The organism is Halomicrobium sp. IBSBa (genome assembly GCF_017612575.1).
GTDB lineage: Archaea > Halobacteriota > Halobacteria > Halobacteriales > Haloarculaceae > Halomicrobium.
In genome coordinates this window covers 1,032,096-1,046,938 of the sequence record NZ_JADPQC010000001.1, presented here as the reverse complement: position 1 = coordinate 1,046,938, position 14,843 = coordinate 1,032,096, and the positions used below count along the sequence as shown (strand labels likewise).

Below are 14,843 nucleotides of genomic sequence, written 5' to 3'. Positions count from 1 at the left end.
GCCCTCGCGTTCATCGTCGGCCGCCGAGCTTGGAGATCGCCGAGAACGCTCGCTTGCGGATCGTCTCGTTCTCGGTCTGGTCGATGATGCGGTCCAGGGTCTTGCGCGAGCGCTCGCTCCCGACCTTCCCGAGCGTGAAGATCGCCTGTGCGCGCACGTCGGGGTCGACCTGCTCGTCCTCGACGACCGACAGGAGCCGCCGCTCCACGTCGTCGCCGTCGATCTCGGCCAGGCTGGTCGCGGCGAACTGCCGGAGCATCTGATCGTCCTCGTGTAGCGCGTCGATCAGGGATTCGATGACGCGCACGCGCTCTTGCTCGCCGGTGACCCGGCCCAGCAGCCACGCGGTGTTGCGCCGCTGGGCGCTCTGTGTGCTCTCTTCGAGGATCTCGACCAGCGGCACGACCACGCTGCGGTCGTCGGTCGAGGAGAGTCGCTCGACGACGGTGTCCCGGATCTCGTGGCTCTGCTCGGTCGGGACGTTCGAGAGCAGTTCGATCAGCGAGTAGACGGCGGTCTGGCGGACGCCGGACGAGTCGTCGGTGAGCGACTCGACGAGGTAGTCGACGGGCCGGTCGTTGCCGAAGTTGCCGAAGGCTCCGACGGCGATCCGCCGGACGCGCTCGTTGTCGTCCTCGTACAGCGGGAGCAGCGCCTGGAGGGCCTGCCGGTTCCCGATCGAGCCCAGCGCGTCGGCGGCCTCCCTGCGGACGGCCGCCTTCGGATCCCGGAGTAGGGATTCCAGTGGGTCGACTGCCCGTGGATCGCCGATCTTCCCGCAGGCCCGCGCGGCCCGCGCCCGAACGCGCGGATCGTCGTCGTCGAAGCAGTTCGACAGCGGACCGACCGTATCCGCCTGTTCGAGCTGGCCGAGGCCGTTGGCCGCCGCCATCCTGAGTTCGGGCACGTCCGCGTCGAGGGCCTGCGTGAACGCCTTCGCGCGGACCCACTCGGCTCCGTCGTCGCCGAAGTCGACGCCGGCCATGTCGGCGATCAGCTGCTCGATCGCATCTCCGCCCAGCTCGTCCAGCGAGTCGACGGCCGTCGCGGCGATCCGACTGTCCTCGCCCTGGGCCGCCTCGACGAGGGCGTTGACCACGTCCCGCCGGTCGTCGTGGTTCGGGAAGTTCCCGAGTAGCTCCGCCGCCCGCGCTCTGACCTTCGGGTTGTCTGACTCCCGGAGTGTCCGGATGATCTCCTGTACCTCGCCGTCCCGTTCCAGCTGGTAGAGGCTCATACCTTCCGGTAGATGCGGTGTTGCTTGTCGACCGCCTCGAAGCTGTCTCGGCAGGCGGTCGGCAGCGTCTCTGTCATCCCGATCATCAGGTAGCCACCCTCACGCAGCGATTCCTCGATCGTCTCGAAGATCGGCACCTTGTACTCGCCGTCGATGTAGATCAGGAGGTTCCGACAGAACACGAGGTCGAAGTCCCGCTTCGACGCACCGCGGATGAGATCGTGTTGCTCGAACTCGACCATGTCGCTGACCCGCTTCCGGATGCGAAACGAGTCGCCCTCGCGCTCGATGTACTCGCTGTAGTCGTCGAGGGGGGCGAGCTCGTCTGCGATGTCCGTGGTGTGTGAGGTCTCGTAGGTGCCCTCGCGTGCCGCCCGGAGGATGTCCTCGTTGATGTCGGTCCCCAGTATCGAGACCGACCGGTCGTCGACCTGCGGGTCGTCCAGCGCGAGCATCGCCGCGGAGTACGGCTCTCGACCGTCGGCACAGGGTGCACTCCAGAGGTTCACGCGGCGGTGCTGGTCGGTCAGATCTCGGAGGACGCTCCGGAGGCTCTCCCAGGCCTCTGGGTTGCGGAAGAAGCCGGTGACGTTGATCGACAGCGAGTCGAGCAGCGCCGCTCGCTCGTCGTCGTCTCGCTCCAGTCGCCGCTGGTACTCGCGGTAGCTGTCGATGTCTGTCCGGCGCATCCGGGCCGTGATGCGGCGATCGAGGTACGCGTCGTTGTAGAACCCCGACTCGAAGTCCATCTCGGCACCGATGAACTCCAGCAGCTCCTGAAACTGGCGCTGGTCGCCCTGGCTCATCGAACTGCCCTCGTCATAGCGTCACCACGTCGAGGATGTGGACGATGTTTCCGTCGCCGAGCACCGCGGTCCCCGACAGGCCGGGGGTCCCGCTGAGGATCCCCTCCAGCGGTTTGACGACGACTTCCTCCTGGCTGTTGACCGAGTCACAGTGCAACGCGACCTGGCGCTCGGACTCCCGGACGCGGACGAGCATCCCGTCGCCGTTGGCGGTCTCGCCGGGCACGTCGAACGTCTCGCCCAGCTGAATGATCGGGTAGATCTCGTCGTTGTGTTTGATCACGTCCTTGCCGTTGACCTGCTTGCGGTCGTCGGCCCGGGTGATCTCGTCGACGTTCTTCAGCGGGATTCCGTACTCCTCGTCGCCGACCTCGACGAACAACACCTTGACGATCGCCATCGTCACCGGCAGGCGAAGCGACACTGTCGTCCCCTCGCCGGGCGTCGACTCGACGTTGACCGAGCCATCCAGTTGTGTGACGGTGTCGTGGACCACGTCCATGCCCACGCCGCGGCCGCTCGTGTCGGTGACTTCGTCGGCCGTCGAGAAGCCGGGGTGAAAGACCAGGTCGTAGATCGAGGAGTCGTCCATCGCCTCTAGCTCTTCGGGCGAACGGACGCCCTTCTCGATGGCCTTGTCTCTGATCGCCTCGACGTCGAGACCGGCCCCGTCGTCCTCGACCTGGATGATGACGTGATCGCGCTCGCGGGAGGCCCTGAGCTCGACCGAGCCCGTGCGTGGCTTGCCCTTCTCTTCGCGGACCTCCGGGGGCTCGATCCCGTGGTCGACGGAGTTGCGCAGGATGTGCATCAGCGGGTCGGAGATCTCCGTGAGGATCGTCCGGTCGAGTTCGATGTCTTCGCCCTCGATCTCGAAGTCGACCTCCTTGCCCAGATCCCGCGAGAGGTCCCGAACCAGTCGCGGGAACTTCCCGACGACCTTCTTCAGCGGGATCAGGCGCATGTCCATCACGGTGTTCTGGAGGTTCGCCGTGATCTTGTCCAGCTCGTTGAGGTTCTCGCCGGCCCCGTCGAGGTCGTCCTGCTCGACGGCACGGCGGAGCTTGATTCGGCTGGTCACCAGCTGTTCGACGAGTCCGTGGAGGTCGTCGAGCTGGTCGACGTCGACGCGGACGGACTTGATCTCGTCGACCTTGTGTTCGGTCTCGTCGCTGGTGCTTCCACTTTTCTCGCTGAGCGCGTCGGTCACGTCCGCCGTCTCCGCGCTCTCGATCTTGCCGATCCCGGAGAGCGTGTTGTCGACGGTCCCGGCGTCTTCGGCGTCGAGGTAGAGGGTGAACGTGTCGCTGAACTCCCCGTCTTCGACGGCTTCGCGCTGCGGAGCGGCATCGAGCACCTCGAAGTAGTCCTCGACGGCCTCGATCGCCAGCATCGCGTCGACACCCAGCATGTCGGAGTCGCCGATGTCGATCTCCGCGGCGATGACGTTGTCGTCGGCCGTGTCGGGACTGACGTTCGTCTCGACGGGAACGTCCTCGTCTCCGGACGAGTCCGTGTCGGTCTGGTCGTCGACAGTCTCGTCCGAACCGTCCGTGTCGTCGGCCGGGCTCTCGGCGGCGTCGACGCCCTCTTCGAGGACCGTTCGGAGGTCGTCGACGATCTCGTCTACGTCGGTCCGGGACTCGCCGTGTTCTTCGATCTCACTGACGATGGCCTCTATCTTGTCCACGCCCGCGAAGATCAGGTCCATCACGTCCGGCGTGACGGGCATGTTGCCGTCCCGCATCTCGTCCAGGAGGTCCTCGATAGCGTGGGCCAGCGACGACGCGTCGTCGAAGCCCATCGCGCCGAAGTTCCCCTTCAGCGTGTGTGCCGTCCGGAAGATGGACTCCATCGCTTCCGTGTCCTCCGGATCCGACTCCAGATCCAGCAGGGAGTTGTTCAGTTCCGTGATCGCCTCTTCGCTCTCTCGAATAAACGCATCGAGGTACTGATCGTTCATGTTATGTCACCTCTCGTTTGATCGTCTCGACGATACCTGCCGGGATCTCCTCGATCGGCAGGATGCTGTCGACACAGCCCGTCTCGGCCGCTCGCTGTGGCATTCCGTAGACCGCCGACGTGGCCTCGTCCTGTGCGATGGTCCGCCCGCCGGCCGCTTTGATCCGCTCGATACCCGCTGCACCGTCGTTGCCCATCCCGGTGAGGATCACTCCCACCAGCGGGTCGTCGATTACGTCCGCGGCCGTCTCCATGGTCACGTCGACGGCCGGTCGGACGCTGTTGACCGGTGGGTCGTCAGACAGTTTGACCCGCAGCCGGCCGTTCCGGTAGTTCTTGACCCGCAGGTGGTAATCGCCGGCCGCGATCAACGCCTCGCCGCCCGCGATGCGGTCACCGTCTTTGGCTTCCCGTACGTCGTAGTCGCTCCGGGCGTCGATTCGCTTCGCGAACCGTCCGGTGAAACCGCCAGGCATGTGCTGGACGACCAGCACCCGGAAGTCCGCCGCTAGGGGCAACTCCGAGAGGACGGACTCGACCATCTTCGGTCCACCCGTCGAGGAGCCGATGATCAACGTCGGGTCCGCCTCGTAGTCGCCCGCAGCCGGCTCGGGCGTACTGGTGGTGGACCGATCCGGCGACGCCGTCGGTGTGTGTCCCGACGTGCCCGACACGTCCACGTCGGCCACGGACAGGACCATCTCGAGGAGCTGATCTTTCAGCCGCGACATCTCCATCGAGACCTCTCCGCCGGGTTTGGTGAAGAAGTCGACCGCACCCACGTCGAGTGCCTCGAAGGTCACGTCCGCGTTCTCGTCAGTGTGAGCCGACAGCATCAGGACCGGCGTCGGGCACTGTTCCATGATCTGCTCGACGGCACTGATGCCGTCCATCTCGGGCATTTCCACGTCCATGGTCACGACGTCCGGCCGGTGTTCGTCGACGAGCGCGACCGCCTCGCGACCGTTTTTGGCCTCCGCGACGACGTCGACACCACCCTCGTTCAGGATGTCGGAGATGACACTACGCATGAAGTGAGAGTCGTCTGCGACGACGGCGCGGGGTGTACTACCGGCCATCGGTCACCCGTGCCCGCGCACGTCGACGATAGTTCGCAGTCGAGCCAGATCCATTGCTACCTGAAAGGGGGGCGTGGCACCAAAATAAAGACTCCGCCCACGTAATCAACTTTGATAGCACAGAGGGCAGGCTTAAGTCGGCGTATCGGCTCGGTACTCGTAACCGGGAGTCGTCAGGCATGTCAACAACAGAAGGTCAAGTACTCGAATTCGAACTGGGCGAAGAGACGTACTGCGTCAGCATCGACTACGTCACGGAGATCGTCGACGTGGGCGACCTGACGACAGTCCCGAACGCGCCCCGCCACGTCGAAGGGGTGATGGACCTGCGCGGGCGGACCACGTCGATCGTGAACCCCAAGTCGGTGTTCGGGATCGGCGATAGCGGTGCCGAACAGCGGATCATCGTCTTCGATCCGGAGATCATCGAAGACCAGAGCGCCGCCGGCTGGCTCGTCGACGAAGTCGACCAGGTAGTCCAGATATCCGACGAGCAGGTCGACGACTCGCCGGCCGCCGACAGCGACGGGTCGATCCGCGGCGTCGTCAAGCGCGAGGACGACTTCGTCATCTGGGTCGATCCCCGGGTCGTCCACTCGAATTAGGGAGCAAGACTTTTTTACTCAGCCCCGAGATTTCAACTCAATTCCGCACCGCTATCTCCGGATACAGCAACAATGATCGAACTCACAAAGACAGGTATCGACGGCCTCGACGCAATCTTGAACGGTGGCATCGTCACGAACTCGACGACGCTGGTGAGTGGGAACCCCGGTGCCGGGAAGTCGATTCTCGGCCTCCAGTACATCTACAACGGCGTCGAGCAGTTCGACGAGAAAGGGATCTACCTCTCGTTCGAAGAAAACGAATCCGACCTCAGAGAGGCCGCGGAGTCGATCGGCTTCGACAAGTGGCCCGAATTCGTCGAGAACGGCGACATCAAAGTGTACGACAAGCAGGTCCTGCTTCGAGAGAACGACTTCTCTTCCTCTCTGGAACTGCTCCTCGACGACCTCGAAGACGACAAGTACGACCGGCTGGTGCTCGACTCGCTGACGATGTTCGAGCTGTTCTTCGAAAACGAGAAAGAAAAGCGCACGTACCTGCTGAAGTTCACCGACATCCTCAACAACAACAACCTGACCAGCCTCCTGACCAACGAACAGGGTGCGGTGTTCCCCGACACGGACATCGGCCTAGAGAACTATCTCACCGACGGCAACATCTACCTGATCCAGACGCCGACCGACACCGGCGTCAACCGATACGTCTGGGTCGCGAAGATGCGCAAACAGGACATCGAGACGGACATCTACCCCATGGAGATCTCGTGGGGTGGTATCAAGGTCCACGAAAACGCCAGCGCGTTCTCGATGATGAGCGAAGAGGACTCGCCGATCTGACCAGCCGTTATTATTATCGACAAAAACGCAGTACGGCGACGGTTTTCGCGATCCTCGGCGATCGGGGCCTCGGCGAAATCAGATCGATATCGGCCAGTATCACGGGCGATAGCTTTATAATCGACAGAATATATTATTTGATAACCGATGGCTTCAGTGGATATTCTGCAAACGCTGGGGAACAAATACAGCGCAGAGATCTTGGATGCCACGGACGAGCCCGCGTCCGCCCAGGAACTCAGCGACGAGCTGGGAATCCCGATCGCGACGTGCTACCGCCGGATCGACGAGCTGACCGAACACGACCTGCTCGAACTGCACGACAACATTCTCTCTGACGACCGCCGCCGCATCAAGGTCTATCGCCGTTCTGTCGACGAAGTCACCGTCGATTTCGACGATGAACTCTCCGTCCACGTCGAGGACCGGTCGGAAGTGACCAACAAACTCGACGAGGCCTGGCGGACCCTCTCGGAAGGATAGTCACGCACGCGCCACCGGTCCGTTATCACGATCGCATTCGATTATCAGCAACAATATTTTCGAGGGTGGATTTATTAGCGGGAACGGAATAGCGTACGTTAGTGCCGATGATAGAACTCCTGTACGCTATCTCTACGCTCGTCTTCGTCGTCGCCGGACTCACGATGGTCGGGATGGCTATGCGTGCGTACGTCCAGACGTCCCGTGACGCGATGTTGCACCTCTCGCTGGGGTTCGCGCTGGCGGTCGCCGGTGCGGCCGCGACGATGATCAGCGCGTTCGTCAACGACTTCGAGGGCGTCCGGTCGCTCCTGCTGGTCAACAGCGGACTGACGACGTTCGGGTTCCTGTTCGTGATGTACAGTCTCGTCGCCTACGATAGCTGACCGCTCTGTCGTGGCTCGCGGCTCGATTTCCGGACCGATCCGGAAAACGCCGGTTCTATCCGGTTCCTTTCCGAATTTCTCACTTGTGAAATCAGCTGTTTCGCCTGGAGATGTCCGTTTCAACTGTGATAATTGGCGGACTAGCCTTATTACCGGGTAGTGACCACGTTCTGGTAGCGTCCGGAGTGCTCGCACTCGGGACACGACACAACCATGATCGAACTATTCGACGACGACGAAAACGACCGCGGGCAGGTCGGGATCGGGACGCTGATCGTGTTCATCGCGATGGTCCTGGTCGCGGCGATCGCCGCCGGTGTGCTGATCAACACCGCCGGCTTCCTGCAGTCCAGTGCAGAAGAGAGCGGTGAACAGTCCAGTGCGCAGGTCACGAACCGACTGCAAGTGGTCAACGCAGTGGGGAACGACATCACCTCTGACGAGGCAGGCTCCGAGGTGACGACGGTGGAACTGACCGTCAAGAAGGCACCCGGTGCAGACAACGTGGACCTGACGACGACGACGGCACAGTGGGTCTCCTCCGACGGGACCTTCGACATCGTCAGTTACACCGCCACGACCGAAGGCGGCGGCACGTCCGGTGACGCGGCGTTCGTCACCTCGACGTTCCAGGACGACGACAACTCGATTTCCAACAGTAACGTCCTGAACGACCCGGCCGACCGCGCGACGATGAAGTTCCAGACCGACTCGAACCCGTCGCCCGACTCTGATCTGTCCGGCAACCTCGTTGGTGCGAGCCTCTACGAGGGGTCGACCGCGTCGATCAAGCTGAACACGCAGGCCGGCGGCGAGACGACGGCGACGCTGGTCGTGCCCGAATCCCTCTCCGGGAAATCTGCGGTCAGCCTCTAACTGACGCCGACACTTCTCTGTTTTTGCCAGAGCCGATAGCGACACGCTCGCGATCACCCGGTGGCATCGAGCCGCGACGTTCCCTGTCGGAAGATGTCTTCGCTCGGGCCGTGGTCAATTCTCTCGAAGAGATGCCGGCGATCGTGCCGTCCGTATCGACTGTTCTTCGACTTTGCATCTCGATTTTCAGTTTCAAGAACCGAGACTCTCGTCGACATCGCCGATTCATTCGTTGATAATTGGCGGCCTAGCCTTATTACCGGGTAGTGACCACATTCTGGTAGCGTCCGGAGTGTTCGCACTCGGGACACGACACAACCATGATCGAACTATTCGACGACGACGAGAACGACCGCGGGCAGGTCGGGATCGGGACGCTGATCGTGTTCATTGCGATGGTCCTGGTCGCGGCGATCGCCGCCGGTGTGCTGATCAACACCGCCGGGTTCCTGCAGTCCAGTGCAGAAGAGAGCGGTGAACAGTCCAGTGCGCAGGTCACGAACCGACTACAAGTGGTCAACGCCGTCGGGAGTGACATCGTCGACGACAACGGTGACGAGGTGACGACGGTGGAACTGACCGTCAAGAAGGCACCCGGTGCAGACAACGTGGACTTGACGACGACGACGGCACAGTGGGTCTCCTCCGACGGGACCTTCGACGTGGTGAGTAAGCAAGCACTGACCGAAGGCGGCGGCACGTCCGGTGACGCGGCGTTCGTCACCTCGACGTTCCAGGACGACGATAACTCGATTTCCAACAGTAACGTCCTGAACGACCCGGCCGACCGCGCGACGATGAAGTTCCAGACCGACTCGACGAACAATCAAGACGGGAACCTCGACAACGCTGACCTCGTGCAGGCCGACCTCGACGAAGGGTCGACCGCGACGATCAAGCTGAACACGCAGGCCGGCGGCGAGACGACGGCGACGCTGGTCGTGCCCGAATCCCTCTCCGGGAAATCTGCGGTCAGCCTCTAACTGACGCCGACGCTTCTCTGTTTTTCACCTCACTGGCCAGCGCCGCTGCGGGGCGACGGACTTATATTTGAGTGTGTCACACTGTTACACATGTCTGAGGGGCCCGACGAGCCCAATCCGGAAGACGGGAAGATCCTCTCGCCCGAAGAGCTCGACATCTCCGACGACGACCACGTCGAGCAGATCGACGAGGGCAGGTACGTCGTCTCGCCCGACGTTCGGACCGATTCGACGACGCCATCTCGTTCCACACCGGACCCGACGCCCGAACCCGAGCCGACGCCAGAGCCCGAGCCGACGCTGGACGACGCGACCGTCCACGAGTGGCTCGCGGAGAACATGGACGAGGGGAACTCCCGCTACGGCTTCGACGTGACGGCCAAGTTCGACGGCACCGTGAGCCAACAGCGGATGGTCTCGAACGACATCATCACCGTCTTCGAGAGCCTCATGCTGTGGTACGCCCGTCAGGTCGACGGCTCGACGCCGGTCGAGGAGGTGCTCGGTATTCTCCTGAGCGAGTCGAACGTTCCCGTCCGCTACCCCCCAGAGAGTCTGCGAGACCTCGTCAAGACGAGCGGCTGTTCCCCGGACGACTCTATCGCGGAGCTGCTGGCGGCCGTCGAAGGCGAGGACGGCGTCCAGCTATAGGTGGTGCGAATCATTTAATGTCGATCGTGGCAGTAGCTCTGGTAGTATGGTCTCCGTGGCCCGCCTCGAACGGCTCGCCGTCGCCGTCGTCGCGGTCACGCTCCTTCTGACCGGTCCGTTCGGGGTCGTCGACGCGACCGCACGGAATCCGACGACCGTCGGCGACGGGCGGGCCAACGCCACGGTCGAACGGCTCGACACGAGCGGGCTGCTCGTCGAGGGCGGCCGGTTCGGCACGGGTGTCGACTATCTTCGGATCCCCGACGCGACCGTCGCAGTCTCCGACATCGAGGGGCGGCCACGGCTCGTCTACCGGGTGTCAGTGCCCGAACTCGGCGTCGATCGCACCACGACCAAACTGCTCTCCGGCGGACGGTCCGGGACCGTCCGTCTCGGGATGCGCGATCGTGGCCTCGATCCCGACAGCGTCACCGAACAGCGGTACCGGGCCACGATCACCGTTCGCGTCCAGAGCTTCGAGTACGACCAGACGGTGTTCGAGACCGACGAAACCGTCGAGGTTCGTCCATGAGCGGTGATCGTCCGAGCGGCGTCGAGGCCCAGTTCCGTTCGGTCTGGTCGGACGGTCTCTCCCGGTACGGGAATCGTGCCGGCCGGTTCGTCTTCGGTGACGGCGTCGGCGTGACGCTGTGGCTCGCTGTCGTGTTGGTGCTGGCGCTGTCCTGGCGGGTCGGCCTCTTCATCACGGACACGTACCCCATCGCCAACGCCGTCGCGAATCTTGGGGACGGCCGGCTCGCGATGACACCGACGGACTTCCAGTACTCGCTGACGCTTGGCACCCAGCCCGGCCTCCACGAGTACGGGGGTCGGTTCTACGCCCGCAACTACGGACAGGTCGTGGCCGCGCTGCCCTTCCTCTGGCTCCTTGAGGGGGCCAGCGCCGTCGCGCCGCCCCGGCTCGTGCTCGCCGGTGGGTGGGCGCTCGGCGTCGTCGGCCTCGGGCGACGGCTGGCCGCCCACTTCGATCGACGGTGGCTCCGTCTCGTCGCCGTCGTCGTCGCGAGCGCCTGGTTCGCCGTTGCGGTCGTGTTCGCGACCGCGCTCGACCGATCTCAGCTGCCGCTGGTCGCGCTCCAGCTCAGTACGCTCGCGGCCGCTGGACTGGTCGCGGTGTCGTGCTACCGGCTCGTCGGTACGTTCCACGACCGGCGGGTGGCCGTCGCCGCGGGGGTCGCCCTCGCGCTCGCGACGCCGGTCGGCTTCTGGGCGACGATTCCGAAGCGTCACGTGCTGGTCACGGCGCTCGTCTTCGGCTCCGTGTTCGCGTTCGCGCGGAGCCGGCAACTGGACGGCCGGGCGAGCTACGTCGCACACGGCCTCGCGTACGGTGCGCTCGGGCTGGTCGCGTGGGTCCACGCCTTCGAGGGGTTCTTCCTCACTGCCGCGCTGTTCGCCGTCGACTTCCTCACCGAACCCCGGAAGAGCCGACGCCGTCTCGCCGTTGTCGGGGGAATCTTCGCGCTCTCCGTGCTCCCAATGGCCGTCACGAACGCGCTCATCAACGGGAATCCACTCCGTCCGCCGCGACTTCTTCCGGGCGTCGGGCCCGAGAGCGTCGAACTCGCACCGACCGGTGGGGCCGAAGCGGGTGGCGGTGACGCGGGCTCAGGAACGGCCGGTGGCGACGTGGGCGCTGACCCGACTGGTGACGGCGTGGACGCCGACTCGACTGGTGGCGACGGGACACAGCGGACACTCCTCGACGAACTCTTCGGACTCCTGTCGCCGCTTTTCGCACTCTCGACGCTCGCCAGGACGGTCCTGTCGGAAGTCGCGTTTATCGGCAACTACGCCGTCTCGGCGGTTTCCGACGGCGTTGCAGCCGCTGGCGAACACGAGCGGCTCTGGGAGATTTTTGTCCGACGCGGCCACTCGGCGTCCCTGTCTGGGGTCAACGACTACGAGCCGATCGATCTCTCGGTCGTCGAGTCGACGCCGATCGTTGGGGCGCTCCTCGCGCTCCCGGCGGTCGCCGTCGTCCGCCTCCGGCGTCACGGCGTCGCCGCCGCTCGGCTGGGACCGCGACGCCAGACGGATCTGCTCGTCGCGAGCTACGCCGTCGTCCTCACGCTCGTCTATCTCCCCCGACTTCCGCTGTTCAGCCAGCTCACTGTCCGGTACCTGTTGCCGGTGATCGCACTGGCGTCGTACTGTCCCTTCCGTCTCCCTGCGGTTCGGGAGGCGATTACTGGGGCACCCCGGACGACCGCTGGTGTCTACGCCGGCACGGTCCTGGCCGGGTCGGTTCTGGTCGCGGTCGTTCTCGGCGTCCTCGATCCGGCACTCGGGGAAGCGATCCAGTTCCACGCGCTGCTCGGGCTCTGTATCGCGGCTGTCGCGGCCGTCCTCGTCGTCGGTCGGACCCTCGTTCCCGCTCGCGTCTCGCCCCGATCCGTCGCCGTCGGGATGGCGCTGGCCGGTGGCGCGACGACCGTCTACCTCTCACTGGCGTCGGTGGAATACTTCGCGTACGGCCCGTTCGCGTTCGACGCCGTCGAGCTGATCGCCCGTCTTGTGCCGATTCTGTGATCGCCCCTTCGAACGTCCGGAACCTGGCTGCCGTCGAGCGAATATCAAGCCCGATAATTCCGTGCAAGGGTTTATTTAGCTATTCACGGTACAGTTGCAGTGATAGGTATGCCAGACGTACTGATTGCCGACGACTCGGAGTTTATGCGCAACCTCCTGCGCGAGATCCTCGAAGAGGATCACAACATCGTGGGGGAGGTCGAAAACGGCGTCGAGGCTGTCGAGGTGTACAAAGAACAGACACCGGATCTGGTGATGATGGACATCGTGATGCCGATCCGGGACGGGATCGAGGCGACCGACGAGATCAAGACGTCCAACCCCGACGCCAACGTCATCATGTGTACGAGCGTCGGCCAGGAAGAGAAGATGAAAGAGGCCGTCAAGGCCGGTGCCGACGGATACATCACCAAGCCGTTCCAGAAACCCAGCGTGATGGAGGCCATCGAGGACGTCGTCCCCTCGTAAGATGAAAGTCGACATTCAGTCGCTCGGTACGTTCAACCAGCTCGCACACGAGGGGGCCGAACAGGCGACCCAGTCGCTGGCCCAGATGACCGGCATCGACGCGGTCGTCGACGTGACGAAGATCACGCTGTTGAACCGGGACGACGTCGGCGAGGAACTCGCCGGTCAGGACTTCGTCGGTGTGCAGTTCGACTTCGAGGGCGCACTCGACGGCGACACCGTGCTGGTCTTCGAGTCGGACTCGGTCGGTCCGATCACGGAGGCGCTGGTGCCCGGCGGTGCGGACGGCGAGATGGCACAGAGCAGCGTCGAGGAGATCGGCAACATCATGATGAGCGGCTTCATCGACGGGTGGGCCGACTACCTCGGCACGACCATCGAGCACAGTCCCCCCGAGTACATCGAGGCGACCGGCGCCGACGTACTCCCGCCAGCGCCGACGGTGGCCGACCAGCCACAGGTGTTCGTCTTCAAGTCCCAGATCGAGTGGGTCGGCGAGTCGCTCAACTTCTACATCTACATGCTCCCCGAGTACGACACGCTCGCAGAGCTGATGACCGACCACGCGGAGCCGGGCGGCGACGCCATCCCGATCGACAAGCTGAGCGTGTTCAACGAGATGACGACCAGCGGGACCGAACAGGCGGCCGAGAACGTCGAGATGATGACCGGCATCCCGACGGAGGCGGAAGTGACCCAGATCAGTTTCGCACCCATCGAAGACGTGCCCAAACAGGTCGGCGACGACACCTACGTCGGCACGGTCGTGGAGTTCACTGGCGTCCCCAGTGGCTACCTCCTGGTGTTGTTCGACGAGGTCTCGGCCCAGAACGTCGCCGAAGCGCTGATGCCGACCGAACCGGACGGCGAGGGGCTCACCGACCAACACAAGGCCGCGATCGAGGAGCTGGGCAACATCATGACCAGTGGCTTCGTCGACGGCTGGGCGAACGTCCTCCAGACGTCGGTCGATCACACTCCGCCACAGCTCGTCCACGACATCGGGCAGGCGATTGTCGACCCGCTCGCGGCACAGGTCGGCCAGCACCAGGAACACTCGTTCATCATCGAGTCGGAGATGCGGACCGACGAGATCGAGTTCAGCAGCGAGATCCACGCTCTCCCCGACGAGAAAGAGCTTCGACAGGCACTCGAGGAACTCGAAGTGGACAGGGCCGACCAGACCGACGCCGACGTAGAACAGATATTCTGACAATGAAAGTGTACGACGGGAGCCAGACGGAACAGGAGTCGGTCGGGCAGCCCGAGCGCAAGAAGGTCGGTATCGCCGAGTACGCGGTGACGACGGACGAGGCGGTGCTGACCACCAGCGGGCTGGGATCCTGTATCGGGGTCGCACTGTACGACCCGGACTCGAACACCGCGGGTCTCGTTCACGTGATGCTGCCACGACACGACGAGGGCGAGGGCGCTCGTGCGAAGTTCGCCGACACCGGTGTCGAGATGTTGCTCGAAGAGATGGAGCGGGCCGGCGCACAGCGTCGCTCCACGGAGGCGAAGATCGCGGGCGGGAGCGACATGCTCGACTTCTCGGAGAACGGCTCCAGCATCGGCTCTCGCAACGCCGCCACCGTCCGCGAGACGCTCGCGGCGAACGATATCCCGATCCTCGGCGAGGATGTCGGCGGCGACTACGGTCGATCACTTCGCCTCGAAGCCGCGACTGGCGATCTGGTCGTCAAGAGCGCGAGTCAGGGCACCGCGACGCTGTAGCCACGGGAGGCGTCGTCGGGCAGCCGCGTCTGACGCATGCCAGACACGCGACGGACGGGGACGCGGTCGATACCGTTCGTCTGACGATCCTTCCCGTGCCGACGTGTCGGAAGGATCTGGCTGCCGATCTCGCCACCCTCTCCACTGTTTATTTCTCTATTCAGGCCAGTAACTAACGGGCCTGTTATCAGATATGATAGGGTAGACGGAATATTGAAGGGT

General features: G+C 63.9%; 16 protein-coding genes. 12 read left to right on the top strand and 4 right to left on the bottom strand.

The features are described 5' to 3' along the window. Positions 1-10: 10 nt before the first annotated feature. Genes IL252_RS05340 through IL252_RS05325 form a run of 4 tightly spaced genes read right to left on the bottom strand, consistent with a single transcriptional unit; the run spans position 11 to position 5,084 of the window. Positions 11-1,237 carry a HEAT repeat domain-containing protein gene (locus IL252_RS05340; RefSeq protein ID WP_170092553.1) on the bottom strand — a complete coding sequence of 409 codons (1,227 nt, stop codon included), beginning with the start codon at positions 1,235-1,237 and terminating at the stop codon, positions 11-13. Beyond that, positions 1,234-2,043, bottom strand: a complete 810-nt coding sequence (locus tag IL252_RS05335; RefSeq protein ID WP_208627160.1) for a protein-glutamate O-methyltransferase CheR — start codon at positions 2,041-2,043, stop codon at positions 1,234-1,236. Before IL252_RS05335 ends, IL252_RS05340 begins: the two co-directional genes overlap by 4 nt. Before the next feature lie 13 nt (positions 2,044-2,056). Further along, positions 2,057-4,006, bottom strand: a complete 1,950-nt coding sequence (gene cheA, locus IL252_RS05330; protein ID WP_208627159.1) for a chemotaxis protein CheA — start codon at positions 4,004-4,006, stop codon at positions 2,057-2,059. Between the two features lies 1 nt (position 4,007). Further along, entirely contained in the window at positions 4,008-5,084 is a 1,077-nt protein-coding gene (locus tag IL252_RS05325; protein ID WP_208627158.1) for a chemotaxis response regulator protein-glutamate methylesterase, read from the bottom strand. Positions 5,085-5,263: 179 nt separating this feature from the next. Here IL252_RS05325 and IL252_RS05320 point away from each other — a divergent pair, with 179 nt between their 5' ends. The 12 genes from IL252_RS05320 to IL252_RS05265 all read left to right on the top strand — a co-directional run bounded on the left by IL252_RS05320 (position 5,264) and on the right by IL252_RS05265 (position 14,621). Continuing rightward, positions 5,264-5,689, top strand: coding sequence for a chemotaxis protein CheW (locus IL252_RS05320; protein ID WP_170092549.1), 426 nt, complete (start codon positions 5,264-5,266; stop codon positions 5,687-5,689). A 72-nt stretch (positions 5,690-5,761) separates the two neighbouring features. Beyond that, positions 5,762-6,487, top strand: a complete 726-nt coding sequence (locus tag IL252_RS05315) for an ATPase domain-containing protein (protein WP_153554400.1) — start codon at positions 5,762-5,764, stop codon at positions 6,485-6,487. Between the two features lie 147 nt (positions 6,488-6,634). Then, positions 6,635-6,970 (top strand): helix-turn-helix domain-containing protein, encoded by a 336-nt coding sequence (locus tag IL252_RS05310; protein WP_153554399.1) that lies wholly within the window; start codon positions 6,635-6,637, stop codon positions 6,968-6,970. A gap of 107 nt (positions 6,971-7,077) precedes the next feature. After that, positions 7,078-7,356, top strand: coding sequence for a hypothetical protein (locus tag IL252_RS05305; RefSeq protein ID WP_012807774.1), 279 nt, complete (start codon positions 7,078-7,080; stop codon positions 7,354-7,356). A 213-nt stretch (positions 7,357-7,569) separates the two neighbouring features. Continuing rightward, positions 7,570-8,232, top strand: a complete 663-nt coding sequence (locus tag IL252_RS05300; RefSeq protein ID WP_208627157.1) for an archaellin/type IV pilin N-terminal domain-containing protein — start codon at positions 7,570-7,572, stop codon at positions 8,230-8,232. A gap of 320 nt (positions 8,233-8,552) precedes the next feature. Continuing rightward, complete coding sequence (locus tag IL252_RS05295; protein WP_208627156.1) at positions 8,553-9,215, top strand: archaellin/type IV pilin N-terminal domain-containing protein; 663 nt, start codon at positions 8,553-8,555, stop codon at positions 9,213-9,215. 90 nt (positions 9,216-9,305) lie between these two features. After that, a complete protein-coding gene (locus tag IL252_RS05290) occupies positions 9,306-9,866 on the top strand; it encodes a hypothetical protein (protein WP_153554396.1) in 561 nt (186 codons plus the stop codon). 46 nt (positions 9,867-9,912) lie between these two features. After that, complete coding sequence (locus tag IL252_RS05285; RefSeq protein WP_208627155.1) at positions 9,913-10,398, top strand: hypothetical protein; 486 nt, start codon at positions 9,913-9,915, stop codon at positions 10,396-10,398. Beyond that, complete coding sequence (locus IL252_RS05280) at positions 10,395-12,419, top strand: hypothetical protein (RefSeq protein WP_208627154.1); 2,025 nt, start codon at positions 10,395-10,397, stop codon at positions 12,417-12,419. The genes IL252_RS05285 and IL252_RS05280 overlap by 4 nt, the downstream gene beginning before the upstream one ends. Positions 12,420-12,527: 108 nt before the next feature. Beyond that, positions 12,528-12,887: a chemotaxis protein CheY gene (cheY, locus tag IL252_RS05275; RefSeq protein WP_012807767.1), complete on the top strand. Its 360-nt coding sequence runs from the start codon at positions 12,528-12,530 to the stop codon at positions 12,885-12,887. Position 12,888: 1 nt separating this feature from the next. After that, positions 12,889-14,100, top strand: a complete 1,212-nt coding sequence (locus IL252_RS05270) for a chemotaxis protein CheC (protein ID WP_208627153.1) — start codon at positions 12,889-12,891, stop codon at positions 14,098-14,100. Positions 14,101-14,102: 2 nt separating this feature from the next. Continuing rightward, positions 14,103-14,621 (top strand): chemotaxis protein CheD, encoded by a 519-nt coding sequence (locus IL252_RS05265; RefSeq protein WP_208627152.1) that lies wholly within the window; start codon positions 14,103-14,105, stop codon positions 14,619-14,621. The last annotated feature ends 222 nt before the right edge of the window (positions 14,622-14,843 follow it).